21 protein-coding genes are annotated in these 22,910 nt (G+C 62.7%); 13 read left to right on the top strand and 8 right to left on the bottom strand.

Going from position 1 to position 22,910, the window contains the following annotated elements; all coding sequences use genetic code 11:
- Nucleotides 1–56 precede the first annotated feature (56 nt).
- From NKH63_RS14420 to NKH63_RS14375, 10 genes are all read left to right on the top strand, one after another.
- On the top strand, nt 57–656 hold the full coding sequence (locus NKH63_RS14420; RefSeq protein WP_352483281.1) for a VOC family protein: 600 nt from the start codon (nt 57–59) through the stop codon (nt 654–656).
- A gap of 141 nt (nt 657–797) precedes the next feature.
- Entirely contained in the window at nt 798–3,092 is a 2,295-nt protein-coding gene (locus NKH63_RS14415) for a bifunctional salicylyl-CoA 5-hydroxylase/oxidoreductase (protein WP_352483282.1), read from the top strand.
- Entirely contained in the window at nt 3,089–3,862 is a 774-nt protein-coding gene (locus tag NKH63_RS14410; RefSeq protein WP_023717869.1) for an SDR family NAD(P)-dependent oxidoreductase, read from the top strand. Before NKH63_RS14415 ends, NKH63_RS14410 begins: the two co-directional genes overlap by 4 nt.
- Nucleotides 3,856–4,335, top strand: a complete 480-nt coding sequence (locus NKH63_RS14405; RefSeq protein WP_023717870.1) for a MarR family winged helix-turn-helix transcriptional regulator — start codon at nt 3,856–3,858, stop codon at nt 4,333–4,335. The genes NKH63_RS14410 and NKH63_RS14405 overlap by 7 nt, the downstream gene beginning before the upstream one ends.
- Nucleotides 4,323–5,135, top strand: coding sequence for an enoyl-CoA hydratase family protein (locus NKH63_RS14400; RefSeq protein ID WP_352483284.1), 813 nt, complete (start codon nt 4,323–4,325; stop codon nt 5,133–5,135). Before NKH63_RS14405 ends, NKH63_RS14400 begins: the two co-directional genes overlap by 13 nt.
- Nucleotides 5,136–5,366: 231 nt before the next feature.
- On the top strand, nt 5,367–6,515 hold the full coding sequence (locus NKH63_RS14395) for an acyl-CoA dehydrogenase family protein (protein ID WP_352483285.1): 1,149 nt from the start codon (nt 5,367–5,369) through the stop codon (nt 6,513–6,515).
- A 75-nt stretch (nt 6,516–6,590) separates the two neighbouring features.
- Complete coding sequence (locus NKH63_RS14390; RefSeq protein ID WP_352483286.1) at nt 6,591–6,986, top strand: RidA family protein; 396 nt, start codon at nt 6,591–6,593, stop codon at nt 6,984–6,986.
- A gap of 177 nt (nt 6,987–7,163) precedes the next feature.
- Complete coding sequence (locus NKH63_RS14385; RefSeq protein WP_023717874.1) at nt 7,164–7,955, top strand: ABC transporter substrate-binding protein; 792 nt, start codon at nt 7,164–7,166, stop codon at nt 7,953–7,955.
- Between the two features lie 109 nt (nt 7,956–8,064).
- Nucleotides 8,065–8,739 (top strand): amino acid ABC transporter permease, encoded by a 675-nt coding sequence (locus NKH63_RS14380; protein ID WP_023717875.1) that lies wholly within the window; start codon nt 8,065–8,067, stop codon nt 8,737–8,739.
- A gap of 30 nt (nt 8,740–8,769) precedes the next feature.
- The gene (locus tag NKH63_RS14375) at nt 8,770–10,062 is read left to right on the top strand and encodes a cysteine desulfurase-like protein (RefSeq protein WP_352548809.1); all 1,293 of its coding nucleotides are present in this window, start codon (nt 8,770–8,772) and stop codon (nt 10,060–10,062) included.
- Here the strand turns inward: NKH63_RS14375 and NKH63_RS14370 are convergent.
- Nucleotides 9,993–10,865: an NAD(P)H-dependent oxidoreductase gene (locus NKH63_RS14370; RefSeq protein WP_352483288.1), complete on the bottom strand. Its 873-nt coding sequence runs from the start codon at nt 10,863–10,865 to the stop codon at nt 9,993–9,995. The genes NKH63_RS14375 and NKH63_RS14370 overlap by 70 nt on opposite strands.
- Before the next feature lie 93 nt (nt 10,866–10,958).
- On the opposite strand from NKH63_RS14370, the gene NKH63_RS14365 reads away from it, so the two are divergent.
- Nucleotides 10,959–11,879, top strand: a complete 921-nt coding sequence (locus tag NKH63_RS14365; protein WP_023717878.1) for a LysR family transcriptional regulator — start codon at nt 10,959–10,961, stop codon at nt 11,877–11,879.
- Nucleotides 11,880–11,901: 22 nt separating this feature from the next.
- Here the strand turns inward: NKH63_RS14365 and NKH63_RS14360 are convergent, their stop codons facing one another.
- Genes NKH63_RS14360 through NKH63_RS14340 form a run of 5 tightly spaced genes read right to left on the bottom strand, consistent with a single transcriptional unit; the run spans nt 11,902 to nt 17,186 of the window.
- On the bottom strand, nt 11,902–12,732 hold the full coding sequence (locus NKH63_RS14360; RefSeq protein WP_352483289.1) for a dipeptide ABC transporter ATP-binding protein: 831 nt from the start codon (nt 12,730–12,732) through the stop codon (nt 11,902–11,904).
- Entirely contained in the window at nt 12,729–13,604 is an 876-nt protein-coding gene (locus tag NKH63_RS14355; protein ID WP_352493740.1) for an ABC transporter ATP-binding protein, read from the bottom strand. Before NKH63_RS14355 ends, NKH63_RS14360 begins: the two co-directional genes overlap by 4 nt.
- Before the next feature lie 4 nt (nt 13,605–13,608).
- Nucleotides 13,609–14,526: an ABC transporter permease subunit gene (locus tag NKH63_RS14350; RefSeq protein ID WP_023717881.1), complete on the bottom strand. Its 918-nt coding sequence runs from the start codon at nt 14,524–14,526 to the stop codon at nt 13,609–13,611.
- 1 nt (nt 14,527) lies between these two features.
- Nucleotides 14,528–15,535, bottom strand: coding sequence for an ABC transporter permease subunit (locus tag NKH63_RS14345; RefSeq protein ID WP_023676822.1), 1,008 nt, complete (start codon nt 15,533–15,535; stop codon nt 14,528–14,530).
- A gap of 58 nt (nt 15,536–15,593) precedes the next feature.
- The gene (locus NKH63_RS14340) at nt 15,594–17,186 is read right to left on the bottom strand and encodes an ABC transporter substrate-binding protein (RefSeq protein ID WP_023717882.1); all 1,593 of its coding nucleotides are present in this window, start codon (nt 17,184–17,186) and stop codon (nt 15,594–15,596) included.
- A 478-nt stretch (nt 17,187–17,664) separates the two neighbouring features.
- On the opposite strand from NKH63_RS14340, the gene NKH63_RS14335 reads away from it, so the two are divergent.
- Together NKH63_RS14335 and NKH63_RS14330 are read left to right on the top strand one after the other, a co-directional pair.
- Entirely contained in the window at nt 17,665–19,626 is a 1,962-nt protein-coding gene (locus NKH63_RS14335) for a long-chain fatty acid--CoA ligase (protein WP_023717883.1), read from the top strand.
- An 85-nt stretch (nt 19,627–19,711) separates the two neighbouring features.
- Entirely contained in the window at nt 19,712–20,368 is a 657-nt protein-coding gene (locus tag NKH63_RS14330; protein WP_084642516.1) for a class I SAM-dependent methyltransferase, read from the top strand.
- Here NKH63_RS14330 and NKH63_RS14325 read toward each other — a convergent pair.
- Entirely contained in the window at nt 20,352–21,074 is a 723-nt protein-coding gene (locus NKH63_RS14325) for an HAD family hydrolase (RefSeq protein WP_023717885.1), read from the bottom strand. The genes NKH63_RS14330 and NKH63_RS14325 overlap by 17 nt on opposite strands.
- A 5-nt stretch (nt 21,075–21,079) precedes the next feature.
- Complete coding sequence (pgi, locus tag NKH63_RS14320; RefSeq protein ID WP_352493739.1) at nt 21,080–22,726, bottom strand: glucose-6-phosphate isomerase; 1,647 nt, start codon at nt 22,724–22,726, stop codon at nt 21,080–21,082.
- Nucleotides 22,727–22,910: the final 184 nt, after the last annotated feature.

Genomic DNA, 22,910 nt, shown 5'->3' with positions numbered 1-22,910 from the left:
AGAGCGGGCCTCGGGCGTGCGCCCGGCAAAATGTCCCGCTATGGAGGATGACTGATATGAAGAATGCGATCCGATATGCGACGCTTGCAGCCACCGTGCTGGGAAGCATCGGCACCGCTTGCGCCAGTTCCATACCCGGCATGCGTGGCCACGACCACACCGGCGTCACCGTCCCCGACATGCAGCAGGCGGTCGATTTCTTCACCGAAGTGGTTGGCTGCAAGAAGGCGATGTCGTTCGGCCCGTTCGCCGACGACAAGGGCACATTCATGCAGGATCTGCTGGGCGTCGATCCCAAGGCGGTGATCGAGGAGATCACCCTAGTCCGCTGCGGACACGGGTCGAACATCGAGCTGTTCAAATACACCGCGCCGGACCAGAAGGACCTGACGCCTCGCAACAGCGACATAGGCGGCTTCCATATCGCCTTCTATGTCGACGACATCGCCGCCGCAAAAGCCTATCTTGACGGCAAGGGCGTCAAGACGCGAATGGGACCGCTGCCGGTTACCGAAGGCCCCGCCGCCGGCCAGGCCATCCTTTACTTCCAGGCCCCTTGGGGCTTGCAGTTGGAAGCGATCAGCTATCCCAATGGCATGGCCTATGAAAAGGATGCAGAAACGGTGCTGTGGAGTCCGAAGAACCCGGAAAAATAGCCCGGGAGTCCCTGGCCTGCGGAGCCGACTGCCGGCAAGGCGAGTTATCCGGGCGGATTGTTTCAATCTTGAAACTTCAAGCTTGAATTAATTTTCCTCAGGCGTAAACTCGACAAACAGAAGCGAAGAGGAGATCGCACGATGAAAGTTGCGGTTCTCGGCGGCGGACCAGCCGGCCTCTACTTTGCCATCTCGATGAAGCTCCGGGATGCGGCGCATGAGGTGACGGTGTTCGAGCGCAACCGTGCCGACGATACGTTCGGCTGGGGCGTCGTGCTGTCGGCCGAAACGCTGGAGAACCTGACCAGGAACGACCCGGTCAGCGCCGTCTGGATCCGCAAGCATTTTGCCTATTGGGACGATATCGCCGTTATCCATGACGGCGTGCGCACGGTCTCGACCGGTCACGGCTTTTGCGGCATCGGCCGCAAGCGGCTGCTCACGCTGCTGCAGCGGCGGGCGCGCGAACTCGGCGTCAAGCTGGTCTTCGAGACCGACATCGCCGATCCCAAGCCATATATGGAGACGCACGATCTGGTCGTCGCCGCCGATGGGCTGAACTCGAAAGCGCGGGGCGCCTTCGTCGACGTGTTCAAGCCTGATATCGATGTCCGCAAATGCAAGTTCGTCTGGCTCGGCACCCGTCAGAAATTCGACGACGCCTTCACCTTCATCTTCGAGAAAACCGAACATGGCTGGGTCTGGGCGCATGGCTACCAGTTCGACAGCGATACCGCGACCTTCATCGTCGAATGCAGCGAGCAGACCTGGCAACGCTTCGGCTTCGGCGCGATGTCTCAGCAGGAATCGATTGCCGTCTGCGAGCGCATCTTTGCCCGCCATCTCGGCGGCCACGCGCTGATGACCAACGCCAATCATATCCGCGGCTCGGCCTGGATCAATTTCCCGCGCGTCTTGTGCGAACGCTGGTCCTACAAAAACCTGGCGCTGATGGGCGACGCGGCGGCGAGCGCGCATTTCTCGATCGGTTCCGGCACCAAGCTGGCGCTGGAAAGCGCGGTGGCGCTGGCCGACTATGTCGAGTCCGAGCCGGACCTCGAGGCCGCCTTTAGCAAATATGAGGACGCCCGCCGCACCGAAGTGCTGAAGCTGCAGTCGGCGGCACGCAATTCGCTCGAATGGTTCGAGGAGGTCGAGCGCTATCTCGGCCTCGATCCGGTGCAGTTCAATTATTCGCTGCTGACGCGTTCGCAGCGCATCAGTCACGAGAATTTGCGGCTGCGCGATGCCGAATGGCTGGCCGGCGCCGAGGAATGGTTCCAACGTCAGGCCGGTGCTGGCGGCAACAGTCTGCGTCGCGCGCCGATGTTTGCGCCGTTCCGGCTGCGCGACATGGCGCTGCAGAACCGTATCGTCGTCTCGCCGATGGCGCAGTACAAGGCGGTCGACGGCTGTCCGACCGACTGGCATTTCGCCCACTATGCCGAACGGGCCAAGGGCGGCGCCGCTCTCCTCTACATCGAGATGACCTGTGTCAGCCCGGAAGGCCGCATCACGCCAGGCTGCCCCGGTTTCTATGCGCCCGAGCATGAGGTCGCCTGGAAGCGGCTGGTCGAGTTCGTTCATGCCGAAACCGAAGCCAAAATCTGTGCGCAGATCGGCCATTCCGGCGCCAAGGGATCGACCCGGCTCGGCTGGCAGGGAACCGACGTGCCGCTGACCTCGGGCAATTGGCCCGTCATGGCGGCATCTTCCGTGCCGTGGTCGCCGCAGAACCAGGTGCCGAAGGCGATGAACCGCGCCGACATGGATACGGTGCGCGAGCAGTTCGTCGCTTCGGCCGAGATGGCGGCGCGCTGCGGCTTCGACATGCTCGAAATCCACGCCGCGCACGGTTATCTCCTGTCCTCCTTCATCACACCCTTGACCAACCGGCGCACCGACTCCTATGGCGGCTCGTTGGAAAACCGCATGCGCTATCCCTTGGAAATCTTTCATGCGGTGCGCGCCGTATGGCCGGCTGAAAAGCCGATCTCGATGCGCATCTCCGCCAATGACTGGCTCGGCATCGAGGGCGTGACGCCGGCCGATGCGGTCGAGATCGCGCGGCAGCTGCATGAAGCCGGAGTCGACATCTGCGACGTGTCGGCCGGCCAGACTTCGGCCGTGGCAAGACCGGTCTATGGCCGCATGTTCCAGACGCCATTTTCCGACCGCATCCGCAACGAAGTCGGCATGGCGACCATGGCGGTCGGCAATATCTACGAGCCGGACCATGTAAACTCGATCCTGATGGCCGGCCGCGCCGACCTCGTCGCACTGGCAAGGCCGCATCTTGCCGATCCCTATTGGACGCTGCATGCGGCGGTCACGCTTGGCGATCGCGGCGTCAAATGGCCGGATCCCTATCTGCCCGGCCGCGACCAACTCTACCGGCTGGCCGAGCGCGAAGCGGCGGCGGGGTTGAAAGTATGAGTTCCGCCGCAGCGATTTCAGGGCGACATGCGCTGGTCACCGGCGGCGGCTCCGGCGTCGGCCGGGCGATCGCGCTGGCGCTGGCCGGCGCAGGCATCGATGTGACCATCTGTGGCCGGCGCGTGGAGCCGCTTGCCGAGGTCGCCGCTCAGAACAAGCGCATCTTCGCCATTGCCGCCGACGTCACCGACGAGGCATCGATGGCGTCGCTCTACGAGGACGCGGAAGCGGCACGCGGACCGTTAGACGTCGTCGTTGCCAATGCCGGCATGTCCGGCAGCGCCTCGGCGCAGCGGACCTCGCTGGCAGACTGGCAGCGCACGCTCGACGTCAACTTGACCGGTGTGTTCCTGACGGTGAAGCCGGCGCTGGCCGGCATGGCCGCGCGCAAGACGGGCCGTATCATCTTCATCGCTTCCACCGCCGGACTGAAAGGCTATCCCTATGTTGCAGCTTATGTCGCAGCCAAGCATGGCGTCGTCGGTCTGATGCGGGCACTCGCCGTCGAGACCGCGAAGTCCGGCGTGACCGTAAATGCGGTGTGCCCGGGTTTCGTCGAAACCGAAATGCTGGAAGGCGCCGTTCGGCGCATCGTCGAAACGACCGGCCGCTCGGCCGAGCAGGCGCGGACAAGCCTTGCCGAGACCAACCCGCAAGGCCGCTTCATCCAGCCAGAGGAAATTGCAGCCGCCGTGCTCTATCTGTGTAGCGACGCCGCCGGGTCGATCACCGGACAAACGATTTCGATCTCCGGAGGTGAGACATGGTAGCCGGTCCCCTGCCCGCCCCGTCCGGACCCGGCAAGGACCGCCTGCGGCTGTGGATACGCTTGCTGCGCGCCTCGCGCACCATCGAGGCCGAGCTGCGCGAACGCTTGCGGCAAGAATTCAACACAACGCTGCCACGCTTCGACGTGATGGCCGCGCTCTACAGGGCGCCCGAGGGCATGCTGATGAGCGACCTGTCGCGCTTCCTGCTAGTGTCCAACGGCAATGTCACGGGCATCATCGACCGGCTGGTCTCGGAAGGGCTGGTGATGCGAGCCCGACGCAATGGCGACCGCCGCACCTCGATGGTACGGCTGACGGAAGAGGGATCGAAGACTTTCGGCGTGATCGCCGCCGCGCATGAAAAATGGGTCGGCGAATTGCTGGGCAATGTGAGCGAGGACGAGGCGCGCCGGCTGACCGGCATGCTGACCTCCTTCCGCAGCAATTGGGAGGGACGGGAATGGCAAAGATAGCCGGCCGCAAGCCGAAGCATTTCCTCTGGCAGGTCGAAGGCAAAATCGCAAAGATCCGGCTTGACCGGCCGGAGCGAAAGAACCCGCTGACCTTCGACAGCTATGCCGAATTGCGCGACACTTTTCGCGACCTTGTCTACGCCGACGACGTCGATGCGGTGGTGTTCCTTCCCAATGGCGGCAATTTCTGCTCGGGCGGCGATGTCCACGAAATCATCGGCCCACTGGTCAAGTTGGACATGAAGGCGCTGCTCGCCTTCACTCGCATGACCGGCGATTTCGTCAAGGCGATGCTGAATTGCGGCAAGCCGATTATTGCGGCGGTCGACGGCGTGGCGGTCGGCGCCGGCGCGATTATCGCCATGGCCTCCGACATCCGCATCGCCACGCCACAGGCAAAAACGGCTTTCCTGTTCAGCCGCGTCGGCCTTGCCGGCTGCGACATGGGCGCCTGCGCGATCCTGCCGCGCATCATTGGCCAGGGTCGCGCCGCCGAACTGCTCTATACCGGCCGCACGATGAGCGCCGAGGAAGGCGAGCGCTGGGGCTTCTACAATCGGCTGGTCGATGCCGCAACGCTCGAGGCCGACGCGCTCGACATGGCCGCGCGCATCGTTTCCGGCCCAACCTTCGCCCATGGCATGACCAAGACGCAGCTGAACCAGGAGTGGTCGATGGGCCTCGACCAGGCTATCGAAGCGGAAGCGCAGGCGCAGGCGATCTGCATGCAGACCCGCGATTTCGAACGGGCCTACAAGGCTTTCGTCGCCAAGGAGAAGCCGGTGTTCGAGGGGGATTGAGGATGATCGCTTCCATGGGCACGCTGGCAAGACAGCACCCCCCTCTGGCCTGCCGGCCATCTCCCCCTCAAGGGGGGAGATTGGATGTCAGGCCCGCTTTCGCCAATCTCCAACATCGCCGGGAGAGCAGTGGCAGCGAAGCCGCCAATCTCCCCCCTAGAGGGGGCGATGTCCGGCAGGACAGAGGGGGGCGCCGTGGAGCGCCAGGGCCGGAGAACTGTGGAGGCAGAAATGCCTGACCGTTCCTTCCTCACCTGGCCGTTTTTCGAGGACCATCACCGCGAGTTGGCAGAGCGGCTGGAGGCATGGTGCGCCAAGAACCTGCCGGTCGCGCATGACGATGTCGACGCAGCCTGCCGCGAGCTGGTGGCCAAGCTCGGCCGGGATGGCTGGCTGAAACCGACAGCGCTCGACACCGAAAACCCTGCAGCACTCGACGTGCGCACATTGTGCCTCACGCGCGAAACGCTGGCCCGGCATGACGGGCTGGCCGATTTCGCCTTCGCCATGCAAGGGCTCGGCACCGGCGCGCTCAGCCTGTTCGGCACGCCAGACCAGCAGCACTGGCTGGGGAAGACACGGGCCGGCAAGGCGATTTCGGCTTTCGCACTGTCGGAGGCGCGTTCGGGCTCGGACGTTGCCAATATGGAAATGACGGCCACGCGTGACGGCGATAGCTATATCCTATCCGGCGAAAAAACCTGGATCTCCAACGGCGGTATCGCTGACTTTTATGTTGTCTTTGTCCGTACTGGCGAAGCGCCCGGTGCCAAGGGGCTTTCGGCGTTCATCGTGCCGGCCGAGACAAAGGGCCTGACCATCGCCGAGCGGCTGGAGGTGATCGCGCCGCACCCGCTCGCCCGGCTGTCTTTCGACAATGCCCGCGTTCCAGCCTCGGCGCTGATCGGCAAACCCGGTGATGGTTTTCGCATCGCCATGTCGGTGCTCGACGTGTTCCGTTCGACGGTCGGGGCAGCTGCGCTCGGCTTTGCCCGGCGCGCGCTGGACGAAAGCATCAAAAGAGTGGCCGAGCGCAGGCTGTTCGGTGCAGCGATGGCCGAGCTGCAGATGGTGCAGGGCCACATCGCCGAGATGGCGCTGGATGTCGATGCCGCCGCCTTGTTGGTCTACCGCGCCGCCTGGACCAAGGACATGGGGACCGCCCGTGTCACCCGCGAAGCGGCGATGGCCAAGCTGTTCGCCACCGACAAGGCGCAGGAGGTGATCGACAGGGCTGTGCAGCTGCATGGCGGCGACGGCGTCCGCAGGGGCCATATCGTCGAAAGACTGTATCGCGAGATCCGGGCACTGCGCATCTACGAGGGAGCGTCGGACGTGCAGAAGGTGGTGATTGCACGGCAAGTGATGGGAGCGGCCTGAGACCGGAGTTTGTGTGGAAGAATTGATTGTCTTTGAGTTTTGAGCGACCGGATTTGAGCATTGGGAGGCTTTGATATGCACACCATCCTGCAGCCGGAAGGCTGGGCGAAACCCGTCGGCTACGCCAATGGCGTCGCCGCGCGTGGGCAGCTTGTCTTCGTCGGCGGGCAGGTCGGCTGGAACGGGCAGGGCCGCTTCGAGACCGACGATCTTGTCGGCCAGGTGAAGCAGACGCTGGCCAATATTGTCGCCGTGCTCGCCGAGGCCGGCGCCAAGCCGCAGCATATCACCTCGATGACCTGGTACTTTACCGACAAGGCGGAATATTTGGCCAATCTCAAGGGGATCGGCGAGGTCTATCGCGAGGTGATCGGCCGGCATTTTCCGGCGATGGCCGCCATGCAGGTGATGGCGTTGGTCGAGGATCGCGCCAAGGTTGAGATCCAGGCCACGGCGGTTATTCCGGACTGATGGCAACACGCGGCAATTTTTTAAGCTTAAAACTTTCGCCTTGAAAAGCGCGGTACTTTGGATAGCATCCGATGTCTTACGACTGCCGTGCCGGGAGGGCTTTCCGGCAGTCCGGTTACTTGGCGTATCAAAACCGTGCGGGGCCAACCCGTCCGATCACAACCAGAGGGAACGAAAATGAACTTCACCCGTCGCAACCTGCTTCTTGTTGCTGCCGCCATCGGCATCGCCGGCGGCCCGGCCTATGCCGAAGGCACGCTGAATGTCGGCGCCTATCCGACCAATCCGCCTTTTGAATACAAGAACGAGAGCGGTACATTCGAGGGTTTCGAAGTCGACATCATCAACGAAGCGGCAAAGCGTATCGGCATGACCACTGACATCGCCGACCTCGGTTTCCAGGCGCTGTTCGCCGCCACCACCTCTAAGCGCATCGACGTCGCCATTTCGTCGATCACCATCACGCCGGAGCGGCTGAAGTCGCAGTCGTTCACGCAACCCTACTATGATTCCGACATGGGCATCGCCGCGAAGGCCGACAGCCCAATCAAGGCCGAGGCCGACCTCAAGGGCAAGATCGTCGGCGTGCTGTCCGGCTCGACCGGCGAAACCTGGGTCAAGGCGCACCAGGAAGCGGACGGGTTCAGTGACGTCAAGGGCTACGACACGCAGCAGAATTTGCTGCTCGATCTCAGCTCCGGCCGCGTCGATGCGGCGGTCAGCGATATTCCGGGCCTGGAATATTCTTTCACCAGGATGAAGGATCTCGCCGTAAAAGAGCGCATCAAGACCGGCGAGCAGTACGGCCTGATGATGACCAAGGACCACCCGTTGCTCGGCAAGCTGAACGACGCGCTGACCGCGATGAAGACGGATGGCACGCTGGCCGCGATCCACAAGAAGTGGTTCGGCAGCGACGCACCGGCCGATTCCTCGACCGTCAAGGAAATGCCTATGCCGAAGGCCTGAGCGGCAGTTCGCGCTTAAATGTCGTGCCGGCTTTCGATGCCGGCACGATTTCGGATTTCGGGCTCGGGCTCGAGCGTCGCGGGACGCCAAACGTTTCGGGAATGCTGCGATGTCGCTGCTGGACACCTTCTTCAACGCCGACGTCATGATCTCCAGCCTGCCGGCACTGCTGCGCGGCTTCCTGAACACGCTGCTGCTCGGAATCATGAGCATCGGCATCGGTATTCCCGTCGGCCTCGCGATCAGCCTGGTGCGGCTCTATGCGCCAAAGCCGCTTCGGCTGCTGGCTGTCGGCTACATCGACATTTTCCGGGCGATGCCGGTGCTGGTCGTGCTGATCCTGATCTACTATGCGCTGCCGTTTCTCGGCATACGCCTGTCGTCTTGGACTTCCGCGGTGATGGCGTTCGCCATCATCATGGCGGCCTATTCGGCCGAGGTGTTCCGCTCCGGCATAGAAAGCATTCCGCGCGGCCAGTTCGAGGCGGCGCAGGCGCTCGGCCTGCCGTTCTTGCTGACCTTGCGCAAGGTAGTGCTGCCGCAGGCGATCCGCGTCGTCATTCCACCGATGACCAGCAACTGCGTTTCGATGTTCAAGGACACCTCGCTCGCCTCCACCGTGGCGCTGCCCGAACTGCTGAAGGAAGCGACCAACGCGCAATCGCTCTATGCCAACCCCTCACCGCTGATTGGCGCCGCGCTGGTCTATCTCATCTTTCTCTGGCCGATGGTCCGTCTCGTCAGCCTCCTTGAACGCCGATTTCAAACCGAAAAGACCCGCTGAATCTGTCAGCGCACTTCGCAGGAGACGACCTTGAACCAGCATCAGATTTCGAAAACGGGCGATGCCGCAGCTTTCCCGGTCGAGACGATCCGCGCCATGTTTCCCGCCTTGCAGCAGGCCGGCGACTTCATCTTCATGGACAATGCCGCCGGCGCGCAGATCCCGCAAAGTGTGCTCGACGCGGTCACCAACCATTTGGTCGCGCATAATGTGCAGCGCGGCGGCCGCTACGGCCGCAGCGTCACCGTCGATCAAGCCGTCGCCGGCGCGCGCGAAAGCGTGGCCTTGCTGATCAACGCCACCAACCCGGCGGAGATCTGTTTCGGCATGAACGCCACTTCGTTCATCCGCCTGGTCAGCCTCGGCATCGGCCAGATGCTTTCTGAGCGACCAAACGGGGAGCGTGACGAGATCGTCATCACCGACATGGATCACGATGCCAATATCGCGACGTGGCTGGCGCTGGCACCCGCCGGCGCCAAGTTCAAATGGTGGCGGATGCGCGAGGACGGCAATCTGCATGTCGACGATTTGCGCCCGCTGGTCTCCGAGCGCACCCGCCTCGTGGCCTGCACGGTGACGGCGCATTCGATCGGCTCGATCGTCGACGTTGCTTCAGTGGCTGGGATCGCGCATGCGGCAGGCGCCGAAGTGTTCCTCGACTGCGTGCATTACGGCCCGCACGGGCTGATCGATGTGCAGGCATGGGACTGCGACTATCTGGTCTGCTCCGGCTACAAGAATTTCTCGCCGCATATGGGCTTCCTGTGGGGCCGCTTCGAAACGCTGAAGCGTCTGCCGACCTTCCGCGAGGACTTCATTCCCGACGAGCCGCCCTATAAGATCGAGGCCGGCACCTTCATCTACGAGAACGTCTCCGGCATGGATGCCGCGGTGCGCTATCTCGAATCGATCGGCCGCAATTTCGCTCCAGCCAATAACCGATCGCGCCGCGACAACATCGTCGCCGGTATGAATGCCATTCGCGATTACGAGCAGGTGCTGGCGCGCGAAATGCTGGCGGTGCTCAAAGATTGCGGCGCGATGATCTACGGCGTGGCCGAAGAGGCACGCCTCCGCGAGCGCGTGCCGACCTTCTGCTTCAACATCGGCACGCTGTCGCCGCAGAGGATCGTCGAGGAGATGGCCGAGATGCAGATCGGCATTCGCGACGGCCACATGTATGCGCCGCGCCTGATGAAGCGGCTCAACCTCAGCATGGACAGCGGCGCCGTCCGCGCCTCGCTGGTGCATTACAATACGATCGAGGAAGTCCGGCGCTTCGGCGAGGCGCTTCGCACCATCATTGCCCGGCTGTCCTGATCGGGCTGGCCGGCGGCGCCGGCGCGATCCTCGTGAAGGGCGAAGGCGGTCGCACCCGGGTTCTCCAAGCCGAGGCGCAACTGCATGCTTGGGATCAGGTAATCGCCGCCATTCTGCTGCCGATAAGGAATGGGCTGGATTGTCTCGAGCGTCCGCATCCTTTCGCGCAGTCGCTCCGCGACAGGCTCGAAATCGGCCTCCCCGAAACGGTCCACCCTGTAGACCACGAACGGCGGAAGCACGTCGTAGCCCGGATAGTATAGAATCCCGTGGTTGATCGGGAACAGCAGGTCGTCGATCGGGCCGTTGACGCCGCGGGCGGAATAATGCTCCTCCCAGCCGCCGGTGGTAACGATTAGCATCGCGCGCTTGCCGGCGAGCGTTCCCTCGCCAAAGCGGTCACCCCACCTCTTATCGCTGTGCTCGCCGACGCCATAGGCGAAGCCGTAGGCATACACCCGATCGACCCAGCCCTTGAGGATCGCCGGCATGGCGTACCACCACAGGGGAAACTGGAGGATCAGGGTGTCGGCCCATAGCAGCTTGTCGATCTCCGCTTTGACGTCATCGGTCAGAGTGCCGCTCGCAAAAGCTTTTTTGGAGGCGCCGGCCGGCAGGAAGCGTGCTTCGGGCGGCCACGACGGAAAGTCGGCACGGTCCACCTCGGATTTCCAGCCATCGGCATAGAGGTCAGACACCCGCACCTCGTGGCCTTGGGTCTCGAGCTCCCTGATGGCGACGTCACGCAGTGCGCCGTTGAGCGAATTCGGTTCAGGATGAGCAAAAACAAGCAGGACTTTCATGGGTCTACTCCGAAGAAGGACGATAGACACCAAAGGTAGCCAGCCGTCGGCTAATCCACTATATGTAGGAAATGTATAAGATAATGCCGAATAATGGATAAATCGGACGTCACCCTCGAGCGCATGCGCACCTTCGTTCGCGTCGCCGAGCGCGGCAGCCTCTCGGCGGTGGCGCGCGAGCTCGGAGTTGGTCAGTCGACGGTCACGCGGCATCTGCGGGAGCTCGAGGAGGCCGTCGGCGTGCCCTTGCTCAGCAGGACCACCCGGCGTGTCACGATGACCGATGAAGGCAGCCGTTACTATGCCGACAGCGTCCAGATCCTGCGCCTCGTTGAGCAGGCCGGCGATGAGGCGCGAGGCACGCGCGGCGCATCGGCTGGCACGATCCGGATATCCTGCACGGCGGCGCTCGGCGTCTTGCACGTCAGCCGGCTGATCTTCGCCTTTCAGGACCGTTATCCCGACATCGGCATCGATCTCAGCCTAACCGACGAGCGCATCGACCTTGTGCGGGAGGGCGTCGACATCGCGCTTCGCCTCGGTCCGCTCACCGACAGCTCGATGAAGCTGCGGGCGCTCGGTCAGTCCCGGCGTCTGCTGGTGGCGGCGCCGGCCTATCTGGCGGCCCGGGGCAGACCGGCTGTCCCGCAGGATCTGCCTGGCCATGAAGGCATTCGGATGTCGAACATCGCGGGAAGCGACACGCTCGCCCTGCAGGGGCCGGGCGGCGAGCGCTTTGCGGTGCCCTTTGGCGGCCGATTTCGGGTCGACCATGGGCTTGCTGCGCGCAAAGCCCTTGTCGCCGGACGCGGTATCGCACCCGCCCACCACTGGCTTGTCGACGATCTTCTGGCGGCCGGCCGGCTGGAAATTATCCTGCCGGGCTATTTTCCGCCTCCCGTCCCGCTGAGCATGCTGATCGTTCCGGAGCGTGCGGGCATTGCCCGGGTGCGGCTGCTGGTCGACTTTCTCGCCGAGCAGATCTCCGGCATTCCGGGGATCGAGAAGCGGTAGCCGGCCGGCAAACCTCGCCGGATCAGGCGGCCTTCTTTTTCGCCAATCTTGCCTTGATGCTGGCGACGTCGGCACGCGGCGTCGCCGCGAACAGCGTCCTGGTATAGCTGTGCTTGGGGTCGGCGAAGACCTCGTCGCGCGAGCCGTATTCGACCGCTTCGCCGAAATACATCACCATCACATCGTCGGCGATATAGCGCACCACCGACAGGTCGTGGCTGATGAAAACATAGGTCAGTTGAAACTCATCCTGCAGGTCGGCGAGCAGATTCAGAACCTGCGCCTGCACCGAAAGATCAAGTGCCGAGACCGGCTCGTCCAGCACCAGGAGGCTGGGGTTGAGCATCAGCGCGCGGGCAATGGCGATGCGCTGGCGCTGGCCGCCCGAAAACATATGCGGGTAGCGATTGTAGTGCTCGGGGCCGAGACCGACCTTTTTCAGCATCTTCATGGCGAGATCGCGCCGCTCGCCGGCCGTGCTGTCGGTGTTGATGAGCAGCGGTTCGCCAAGCACGTCGCCGATCTTCTGGCGTGGATTGAGCGAACCATAGGGGTTCTGGAAGACAATCTGCACCTTGCGGCGCATTTCCTTCGACAGGCCGTCCCTCGCGATGTCTACCTTCTTGCCGTCGATGAAAAGCTCGCCGGAGGTCGCCGGGTCGATCAGAGTGATGATGCGGGCGAGCGTTGACTTGCCGCAGCCGCTCTCACCGACGATGGCCAGCGTCTTGCCCTTGTCGACGCTGAACGAAACACCCTTGACCGCGTGAACCGTACGGGAGGGGCGGAAAAGCCCGCCGCCGACATGATAGTCGCGCACGATGTTCTTGCCTTCGACTACCGTCACGCTCATGTGGCGGTTCCTCCCGCGGATCGGGCTGCGACTACAGATGGGGCCGGCTCGAACAGCATGTCGGAAACAGTAGGCAACCGGTCGCCGACGGCGTTTTCCGGCAGCGCCGACAGAAGCGCGCGCGTGTAATTGCTCTTGGGGGATTCGAACAGCGACAGCACGTCGGCCTCTTCCATCTTGCGGCCCTTGTATTGGACGATGACACGGTCGGCGGTCTCGGCAACCACCCCCATATTGTGGGTGATCATGATCAGGCCCATGCCGTATTTGGCCTGCAGGCCGACCAGCAGATCGAGGATCTGCTTCTGGATGGTGACGTCGAGGGCCGTGGTTGGCTCGTCGGCGATCAAAAGCTTGGGATTGCAGGCGATGGCGATGGCGATCATGACGCGCTGGCACTGGCCGCCCGACATCTGGTGCGGGAAGGAGCCCAGCCGTTCCTCAGGGTCGGCGATGCCGACCAACTTCATCAGTTCGATGGCGCGTGCCCGGCGCTGGGCGCGGTCCATGCCCATGTGAAAGCGCAGCACCTCCTCAATCTGGAAGCCGACGGTAAAGCACGGGTTGAGGCTGGCGACCGGCTCCTGGAAGATCATCGAGATGTCCTTGCCGACAATCTTGCGCCGCTCGGACGGGCCGAGCTTAAGCAGGTCGATGCCGTCGAAGGCCATGCGGTCCGCCCTCACCGTCGCCGTGTTGGGCAAAAGCCCCATCACTGCCAGCATTGCCACTGATTTTCCGGAACCGGATTCGCCGACGATCGCCAACACCTCGCGCGGTTCGACCGACAGGTCGATGCCTTGTACCGCCATGAATGGTCCAGCGGCGGTGTCGAAGGAAACGGTCAGGTTCTTGATCTCGAGAAGAGGCATTGGATTATGACCTCTTCAGCTTGGGATCGAAGGCATCGCGCAGGCCGTCGCCGATCAGATTGATGGCAAGCACAGTGATCAGAATGGCAAGGCCGGGGAAGGTCACTACCCAAGGCGCGCGCAGGATGAACTCGCGCGCCGAGGCGAGCATCGTGCCCCATTCCGGCGTCGGCGGCTGCGCACCGACACCGAGGAAGCCGAGCGCCGCAGCCTCGAGAATGGCGTTGGAGAAGGACAGGGTGGCCTGCACGATCAGCGGTGCCAGGCAGTTCGGCAAGATCGTCCTCACCATCAAGCGAAGATGACCGGCACCAGCCACCTTGGCGGAGATGACATATTCGCGGTTCTTTTCGGCCATCACGGCGGCGCGGGTGAGACGCGCAAAATGCGGCTGCAGCACCAGCGCGATCGCCAGCATGGCGTTGAACAGCCCGGGGCCGAGGATCGCCACCAGCACCAGCGCCAGAAGCAGCGACGGGAAGGCCAGGATAATATCCATGATGCGCATGATCAGCGTGTCGACCCAGCCGCGGAAATAGCCGGCGAGCACGCCAAGCACGATGCCGCTGGTGAGCGAGAAGACGACCACCACCAGGCCGATGAACAGCGAGAAACGCGCCCCGAAAATCAACCGCGAAAGCATGTCGCGGCCGACCGCATCGGTGCCGAGCAGGAACATCGATTTGCCACCTTGCTGCCAGGCAGGGGGCGCCAGCAGCGCATCGCGAAACTGCTCGTCGGGCGAATGCGGCGCGACGAACGGCGCAAAGACCGCCACCAGCACCAACGCCGAAAACACGACAAGGCCGATGACCGCGCCGGTGTTCATCGAGAAGTAGTGCCAGAACTCGGCGAAGGCGCGTTGCCTGCCGCCTGTCGGGATGGAGGCAGCGGTGGCTTCGGCGGCGGATTCGTCGGTCATCTCACTGCACCCGGATGCGCGGATTGATGACGGCGTAGAGCACGTCGACGATCAGGTTCACCGCCATGACGATCAGCGCGATGATCAGCAATCCGCTCTGAACGACGACATAGTCGCGCTTGCCGATGGCGTCGATCATCCATTTGCCGATGCCGGGCCAGGAAAAAATGGTTTCGGTAAGAATGGCGCCCGCCATCAACGTGCCGACCTGCAGTCCGATGGTGGTGACCACCGGAATCAGCGCGTTGCGAAAAGCGTGCAGCCCGATGACACGGCGCGGCGCCAGGCCCTTGGCGCGCGCGGTGCGGACATAGTCCTCGCCCAGCACCTCGAGCATCGCCGAGCGAGTCTGGCGCGCTATGACGGCAAGCGGGATCGTCGCCAGCACGATGGACGGCAGGATCAAATGGCTGACGGCGGATTTGAAAGCGCCGCTCCTGCCGGAGATCAGGCTGTCGATGAGCATGAACCCGGTCGTCGGCCTGAAGAAATACTGCAGGCCGATGCGGCCGGAAACCGGCGTCCAGCCGAGATAACCGGAGAAGAAGATGATGAGCAGCAACCCCCACCAGAAGATCGGCATCGAATAGCCGGTCAGCGCGACACCCATCGTCGCCTGGTCGAACCACGAGCCGCGCTTGACCGCCGCGAAGATACCGGCAGGAATGCCGAGCAGGACGGCGATGATCAACGCCACCGTCGCCAGTTCCAGCGTGGCTGGAAACAGCGCCTGGAATTCGCCGAGCACTGGCCGCTTGGTGGCAATCGATATGCCGAAATCGCCGGTCAGGACCCTGCCGATATATTCCAGGTACTGGATGACATAAGGCCGGTTGTAGCCAAACTGCTCGATGAGCTGGGCGTAGCGTTCGGGGCTGACGCCGCGCTCGCCGGCCAGGGCCAGAATGGGATCGCCGGGCAGAAGCCGGACGAAAGCGAACGCCGCCAGCGATATGCCGAACACGGTCGGGATGATCAAAGCGAGCTTGTGGAGGAGATAACGGAGCATCTTGCTTCATAGAACGGCGGCGCAGGAAGTCCAGCGCCGCCGTTCAATTTCTCAGGACTTATTCGGTGACGTCGACGCCGTCAAACCGATGAATGCCGAGCGGGTCCATAACGAAGCCCGACACCTTCTTGTTCATCGGCATGAAGACCTTGGAGTGGGCGATGGTCAGCCACGGAGCCTCACGCTTGAACACCACCTGAGCTTCCTCGTAGATCTTGGTGCGCTCGGCGACGTCCGTCGTCGCCTTGCCTTTTTTCAGCAGGGCTTCGAATTCCTGGTTGCACCAGATCGCATAATTGGACTGGCCGATGGCATCGCAACCGAGCAGGAAAAAGAAGTTGTCCGGATCGCCATTGTCCCCGGTCCAGCCCAGTTGGAAGGCGCCGTCGCGATCCTTAGCTTTGCCGCGCTGGCGATACTCCGTCCATTCGTAGCTGACGATCTCCGCCTTGACGCCGACGGCGGCATAGTCGGCCTGGATCAACTCGGCGACGCGCTGGGCGTTCGGGTTGTAGGGGCGGCTGACCGGCATAGCCCAGATCTTCATCGACAGATCCTTGACGCCTGCATCGGCCAGCATCTTCTTGGCCGCCTCCGGATCGTAGGGATCGTCCTTGATGTCCTTGTTATAGGACCACATGGTCGGCGGGATCGGGTTGATGGCCGGCGCGCCGGCGCCCTGATAGACCGCGTCGATGATCGCCTTCTTGTTTACCGCCATGTTGAGGGCCTTGCGGACCTCGACTTTGTCGAAGGGCGGCAGCGTCGTGTTGTAGGCGAGATAGCCGATGTTCAGGCCTTCCTGCTCGTCGACTTTCAGGTTCGCGTCACCCTGCAGCCCGGCAATGTCGGCCGGCGCCGGGTATGACATGATATCGCACTCGCCTGCCTTCAGCTTCTGCGCGCGCACGGCCGGATCGGGCGTGATGGCGAAGATCAGATCGTCGATCTTCTGGCGGCCGCCAAAGTAGCCGTCCCATGCCGCATAGCGTACGACCGCATCGACCTGATAGTCGACAAATTGGAACGGACCAGTGCCGACCGGCTTCTGGGTGAACTGCTGCCTGGTGCCGGCCTTGTCGAGCTGGTCGGCATATTCCTTGGAAACGATCGAAGCGAAATCCATGCCGAGGTCCGGCAGGAAGGCGACTTCAGGCTTGTTCAGCACGAACTTCACCGTCAGATCGTCGACCTTGACGATTTCCTTCAGCAGATCGGGGAAGCCCATGCCGGTGAAATACTCCCAGCCGGTGCCTTCCAGGTAGCTGTACCATGGGCTTTCTTTCTTCCACTGGCGTTCGAAGGAAAAGATCACGTCGTCGGCGTTGAGGTCGCGCGTGGGCGTGAAATAATCCGTCGTCTGGAATTTCACACCCGGGCGAAGCTTGAAGGTGTATTCGAGACCGTCGTCGGAAACCGTCCAGCTCTCCGCCAGGCCGGGCGAGATGGTGGTCTTGCCATGCTCGAACTCGACCAGGCGCGAATAGATGGTGCGCGACGAAGCGTCGAAGTCGTTGCCGCCGCTCCATGGCGACGGGTCGAAGCCGGCCGGCGATGCCTCCGAGCAATAGACCAGTTGTTTTGCATTGGCCATGCCGCCGAGGACGCTTGCAGCCAGCAACGCGGCTGCAAAAGTCAGTTTCTTTTTCATTGAGCACTCCCTGATGTTCTTCCAAGCCCCTCTATCAGGCTCGCGAAGGCCGCATATAAGCACCGTTTTTCTGGCTTTGGAACTGCTTGTTTGCCTAACCCACGGGAAGCAGAAAAAAAATCCGGCATGCGGCGAATTGTGGAAAAAACGAGCCAAATCCGCAGATCACGACATTATTAGCGACTTCAATTTTTTGTTGATCGGCGATGCCGCCAATTCGGGGAATCGAGCCGTTCGGTTCAAGAGATGCGCGTCCGAAAACCGGTCGCGGCCGAGAGCTTTGATGGCAAGTCTTGCCGCACTGCCAGGTGGGCGAGGCTTGCACGGCCGCTGCTAGTGGCAATACATAGATAGATGGACAGCGTGGTGGATTCCCCAGGCTCCGGACATTGCGGCAAGCGTGGGATACCTTTGTTTGTCAGGGGCGGCGGTGGCACTCAAGCGTGCCGAACAATAAGAATGATTGAGGGAGCGACAGGTGGCGAAACCGGCAAAGACAACAACCGCGGCGAAAGCAAAGGCCGAGGCAATATCGAAAGCGGTCAAGCCAAAAGCGGCCGCCGCCAAGCCGAAGACTACCGCGAAGGCAAGTGCGAAGCCGGCGACGAAGATCACGGCTGGAAAGACTGCCAAGCCGGCAGCCGGCAAGGCGGCGCCTGCCGCAAAGTACCCCACCGTCAAGCCGGCGGCGAAGGCAGTGCCAGCGCCCAAACAGGCGGCAGCTTCAGCCAGAAGATTGCCGAAGGCGATCACCTCGCTGACCGCCGGCCTGCCTGAAAAACCGTGGCTCCAGAGTTACCCAAAGATCGTGCCGGCCGAGATCGGCGCCCTGCCCTCCAGCTCGATCGGTGACTTTCTCGTCGCCGCCTGCAAGCAGTTTGCGAACCGGCCGGCCTTCGTCTGCATGGGCAAATCGATCACCTATGCCGATCTCGAGCGACAGTCGGCTGCGTTTGGCGCCTATCTGCAATCAAAGGGGTTGCAGAAGGGTGCACGTGTCGCGCTGATGATGCCGAACGTGCTGCAATATCCGGTGGCGATGATGGCGGTGCTTCGCGCCGGCTATGTCGTGGTGAACATCAATCCGCTCTACACGCCGCGCGAGCTTGAGCACCAGCTCAAGGATTCCGGCGCTCAAGCCATTGTCATCCTCGAAAATTTCGCCTGCACCTTGCAGGCGGTGATCGCCAGGACCGCGGTCAAGCATGTCGTGGTCGCCACGATGGGCGACATGCTCGGCGGGCTCAAGGGAACGATCGTCAACTTCGTCGTGCGCCGCGTCAAGAAGATGGTGCCGGCATGGTCGCTGCCCGGCCATGTCAAATTCAACGCCGCATTGAAGGCCGGCGCCGGCGTGACCTTCAAATCCGCCGAGGTCGTGGCCGGCGACATCGCCTTCCTGCAATATACGGGCGGTACGACCGGCATCTCCAAGGGCGCGATGCTTTTGCACAGCAATGTCTTGGCGAACGTCGCGCAGAACGCGCTCTGGGTCGAAGACGCCTACACGGTCAAGCCGAAACCGGCGCATATGAACTTCCTCTGCGCGCTGCCCCTCTATCATATCTTTGCGCTCACAGTGAACGCGATGATGGGAATGCAGCAGGGCGCGCAGAACGTGCTCATCCCCAATCCGCGCGACATTCCCGGCTTCGTCAAGGAGCTGCAGAAATACCCGATCCACATCTTTCCTGGCCTCAACACGCTGTTCAATGCGCTGCTCAATAATGAGGATTTTCGCAGGCTCGACTTCAAGCCGCTGATCCTGACGCTGGGTGGCGGCATGGCAGTGCAGAAGGGCATCGCAGAGCGCTGGAAGGCGCTGACCGGCTGCCCGATCAGCGAGGCCTACGGACTCTCCGAAACCTCGCCGGGGGCGACCGCCAACAAATTCAGCGACGGAGTCTACACCGGCACGATCGGGCTGCCGCTGCCCTCGACCGAGATCGCCATCCGCGACGACGATGGCAACAATTTGCCGCTCGGCGAGGTCGGCGAAATCTGCATCCGCGGACCGCAGGTGATGGCCGGCTACTGGAACCGGCCGGACGAGACCGCCAAGGTGATGACCGAGGACGGCTTCTTCAAATCGGGCGACATGGGCTTCATGGACGAGCGCGGCTACACCAAGATCGTCGACCGCAAGAAGGACATGATCCTGGTTTCCGGCTTCAACGTCTACCCGAACGAACTCGAGGAGGTGGTGGCGCAGCATCCGGGCGTACTCGAGGTGGCGGCGATCGGCGTGCCGGACGAGCATTCGGGTGAAGTGCCAAAGCTGTTCGTCGTCAAAAAGGACCCGGCACTGACCGCCGAGATGCTGACGGCTTATTGCCGCGAGAACCTGACCGGCTACAAGCGCCCCAGATATATCGAGTTCCGCACCGAACTGCCGAAGACACCGGTCGGCAAGATCCTGCGACGAGCGTTGCGGGGCTAGGCGCAGCTTGAGCGATTGCATCGTCGGCTCTAACGCCGTGGATATAGGTTCGCGGCCAGACCCGGCAGAGTTCATCCGGGCGCACATGCGGATCGCCCCCGTGCCCGCGCTTCCCGAAATCCGGCTTTACACCGCCCATCCGGGAAGCGGCCTCAGGCGGCTTCTCGAATGGAACCAACATGGGACCGAAGAAGACGAACCTGAACCGGAGCCACCGTACTGGGCCTATGTCTGGGCCGGCGGCGCGGTGCTTGCCCGCTACATAATCGACCGGCCGGAGACCGTGGCCGGGCGTCGCGTGCTCGACCTCGGCGCCGGCTCGGGCCTCGTCGGCATCGCTGCGGCGAAAGCCGGAGCCAGCGCGGTCGTCGCGGCCGAGATCGATCGTAATGGTGTGGTTGCGCTCAGCCTCAATGCGACTGCGAACGGCGTCGCTATCATGATCGTTGGCGACGACATCACCGGCGGTCCGCCGCCACCGGTGGACATCGTGGTGGTCGGCGACCTGTTTTACGCCCGCGATCTTGCCGGCCGGGTCGTTCCCTTCCTCGACCGCTGCCTTGCTGCCGGCATCGCCGTGCTGATCGGCGATCCGGGCCGCGCCTATCTGCCGCGCTCGCGGCTTCGCCTGCTGGCCGAATACGAGGTGCCGGATGTCGGCGAGGGCAGGAATGCGGCGATGAAACCGAGCGGCGTGTTCTCGTTCGGACCAGATAACTACGAGTCTAGACCGTCTCGCTGACCCGGGCCGCAAGAAAATCGGGCAGATCAGCCACCGAATCCAGGATGACGTCGGCGATCTGTGACAGCGATTCACGTGTGCCGGTGCCGGACAGCACGCCGATCGCCAGGCCGCAGCCGCCGGCGCGCGCCATCTCCAGATCGTGACGATTGTCGCCGACCATTGCGATCGTCGCCGGCCTGAGCCCTGTCAGATCCGAAAAGGCAAGGATCGTATCCGGCGCCGGTTTTGGATTGGCCACCGCGTCGTAACCATAGGCGGCTTCGAAAAGCTGCGCGACGCCCAGCGTGACCAAGGTCTTTTCCGCGCCGCTGGTCGAGTCGTTGGTGGCGACGCCAAGCCGGTAGGATTTTCTGTGAAGCAGCCCAAGCGTCTCGACCACACCCGGCAGCGCCACGGCCATCGCCGATCCTTGCGCCGAGGTGATGGCATTGAAGCGGGCGACGGCAAGCATCTGGTCCTCGTCGGACAGCCGCGGAAACCACAGTTCGACGACGTCCATGTTGGTCCCGGAGGCAAAGATAGAATCCGGCTTGAAGCGCCTTGTGGCGAAGTCGAAGCCCGCCGCCGCAAGCAGCCTGTCTGCCTTCCAGCGATCGCCTTCGGCCGCATCCATCGCCATGAAGTCGGCGATGCCCAGCCATGTCGCGTTGAAATCCACGAGCGTGCCGTCCTTGTCGAACAATATTCCCTTGATGTCCGCCAAGCTTTTCACTCCGGGCCGCGCAAGCGGTGAATGTATTCCACCAGTCCGGCAGTCGAGGCATCCCGCTTTGCGGCATTCTCCTTGCCTTCAACGACGGGCAGCAGCCCGGTCGCCAGTTCCTTGCCGAGCTCGACGCCCCACTGGTCGAAGGAGTTGATGTTGAACAGCGTGCCTTCGACGAAGACGCGATGTTCGTAAAGCGCAATCAGCCGTCCGAATGTATGTGGGTCGAGCTTCCTGTAAAGGATCGTCACTGAGGGGCGGTCGCCGGAGAAGACGCGGTGCGGAGCAATCCTGTCGACATCGGCGGGCTTCATGCCTTTCGCCAGCATCTGCGCGCGGGCTTCCTCCAGCGTGCGGCCCTTCATGAAGGCTTCCGACTGCGCCAGGCAATTGGCAAGCAGAAGGTCGTGGTGATGCTTCAGTTCCGGCTCGTGGCCGACGGCAGCGGCGAGGAATTCGACCGGAATGAAATCGGTGCCCTGATGCAGAAGCTGGAAGAAGGCGTGCTGGCCGTTGGTGCCGGGCTCGCCCCAGACCAGCGGGCCGGTCGGCGTCGTTACAGCGCCGCCATCCAGGGTGACGCTCTTGCCGTTCGATTCCATGTCGAGCTGCTGCAGATAGGCCGGCAGCCTGGACAGACGCTGATCGTAGGGGATGACGGCGCGAGCCGGATATTTGCAGATCACGCGATGCCACCAGCCGATCAGCCCCATCAGCGCCGGCAGGTTCTTCGCCAGCGGCGCGGTGCGGAAATGCTCGTCCATCTCATGGGCGCCGTCGAGAAAGGCGCGAAAATCCTTCGGGCCAATGGCGATCATCACCGGCAGGCCGATCGCACCCCAGACGGAATAGCGGCCGCCGACCCAGTCCCAGAAGCCGAAGACGCGGTCGGCTGCGATGCCGAATTTGGCGACCAGGTCGAGCGCCGTCGAGACGGCGGCGAAATGCTTGCCGACCGCTTCCTTGCCGAGCGCCTTCTCGACCCATCTGCGTGCCGTCTCGGCATTGGTCATCGTCTCAACCGTGGTGAAGGTCTTGGAGGCGATGATGAACAGGGTGGTTTCGGCGGAAAGACCCTTCAACGTGTCGTGGATATGGGCACCGTCGATATTGGACACGTAATGCGCGCGCGGCCCGTCATGATAGGGCGCCAGCGCCAAGGTCGCCATGGCCGGGCCGAGATCGGAGCCGCCGATGCCGATGTTGACGATGTCGGTGATCTTCTTGCCGGTCGCGCCGGCCGCCTTACCGGAACGCACCGCGTCGGCGAAGGCGCCCATCGCGTCGAGTACGCCGAGGACTTCCGCCTTCACGTCCTGGCCCTCGTCGAGCACGATGCCTTTGCCGGTAAGGTTACGCAGCGCGGTATGCAGCACGGCGCGGCCTTCGGTGACGTTGATCTTCTTGCCAGCAAACATCGCGTCGCGCCGGCCTTCGAGGTCGGCGGCCTCAGCTAGGTTCTCCAGCAACTCCATCGTCCGCGCATCGACCGCGCATTTCGACCAGTCGAGCAGCAGGTCGCCGTCGCTGGCGGAGAATTTCTCGAAGCGCTGCGGATCGGCAGCGAAAGCCTCGCGCATCGAGCCCGATTTGGCCGCACGATGATCGCGCAACAAGTCGAGCTGCTTTTGAAAGGACGATTGATCCACTGCTTCGCTCCGGTCTCTTGAGATGCATCTTATCAGGCCGGATGTTTCCGGCGCGTGTCGTCGCGGCAAACTATCGGGTCGAATTCCATCCGTTTCAATGCGCAGCGATGCCGCAGAGCAGCGTGGGCCGGCGCAAAGGATCACTGGCATAAATCCCAGCGATCAGAAAAATTGATTGGCGCAA

This window comes from Mesorhizobium sp. M0960, from assembly GCF_040319055.1.
GTDB lineage: Bacteria > Pseudomonadota > Alphaproteobacteria > Rhizobiales > Rhizobiaceae > Mesorhizobium.
The sequence above is the reverse complement of the archived record's forward strand: the minus strand, read 5'-3'. Positions and strand labels throughout refer to the sequence as shown.

Excerpts from the sequence above, each read along its gene's own strand:
- NKH63_RS14420 (WP_352483281.1), top strand. The coding sequence starts at position 57 with ATGAAGAATGCGATCCGATATGCGACGCTTGCAGCCACCGTGCTGGGA.
- NKH63_RS14370 (WP_352483288.1), bottom strand. The coding sequence starts at position 10,865 with ATGAAAGTCCTGCTTGTTTTTGCTCATCCTGAACCGAATTCGCTCAAC.
- NKH63_RS14330 (WP_084642516.1), top strand. The coding sequence starts at position 19,712 with ATGCGGATCGCCCCCGTGCCCGCGCTTCCCGAAATCCGGCTTTACACC.
- NKH63_RS14360 (WP_352483289.1), bottom strand. The coding sequence starts at position 12,732 with ATGAGCGTGACGGTAGTCGAAGGCAAGAACATCGTGCGCGACTATCAT.
- NKH63_RS14345 (WP_023676822.1), bottom strand. The coding sequence starts at position 15,535 with ATGCTCCGTTATCTCCTCCACAAGCTCGCTTTGATCATCCCGACCGTG.
- NKH63_RS14385 (WP_023717874.1), top strand. The coding sequence starts at position 7,164 with ATGAACTTCACCCGTCGCAACCTGCTTCTTGTTGCTGCCGCCATCGGC.
- NKH63_RS14350 (WP_023717881.1), bottom strand. The coding sequence starts at position 14,526 with ATGACCGACGAATCCGCCGCCGAAGCCACCGCTGCCTCCATCCCGACA.
- NKH63_RS14340 (WP_023717882.1), bottom strand. The coding sequence starts at position 17,186 with ATGAAAAAGAAACTGACTTTTGCAGCCGCGTTGCTGGCTGCAAGCGTC.
- NKH63_RS14380 (WP_023717875.1), top strand. The coding sequence starts at position 8,065 with ATGTCGCTGCTGGACACCTTCTTCAACGCCGACGTCATGATCTCCAGC.
- NKH63_RS14355 (WP_352493740.1), bottom strand. The coding sequence starts at position 13,604 with ATGCCTCTTCTCGAGATCAAGAACCTGACCGTTTCCTTCGACACCGCC.
- NKH63_RS14365 (WP_023717878.1), top strand. The coding sequence starts at position 10,959 with ATGGATAAATCGGACGTCACCCTCGAGCGCATGCGCACCTTCGTTCGC.
- NKH63_RS14410 (WP_023717869.1), top strand. The coding sequence starts at position 3,089 with ATGAGTTCCGCCGCAGCGATTTCAGGGCGACATGCGCTGGTCACCGGC.
- NKH63_RS14405 (WP_023717870.1), top strand. The coding sequence starts at position 3,856 with ATGGTAGCCGGTCCCCTGCCCGCCCCGTCCGGACCCGGCAAGGACCGC.
- NKH63_RS14395 (WP_352483285.1), top strand. The coding sequence starts at position 5,367 with ATGCCTGACCGTTCCTTCCTCACCTGGCCGTTTTTCGAGGACCATCAC.
- NKH63_RS14390 (WP_352483286.1), top strand. The coding sequence starts at position 6,591 with ATGCACACCATCCTGCAGCCGGAAGGCTGGGCGAAACCCGTCGGCTAC.
- NKH63_RS14415 (WP_352483282.1), top strand. The coding sequence starts at position 798 with ATGAAAGTTGCGGTTCTCGGCGGCGGACCAGCCGGCCTCTACTTTGCC.
- NKH63_RS14400 (WP_352483284.1), top strand. The coding sequence starts at position 4,323 with ATGGCAAAGATAGCCGGCCGCAAGCCGAAGCATTTCCTCTGGCAGGTC.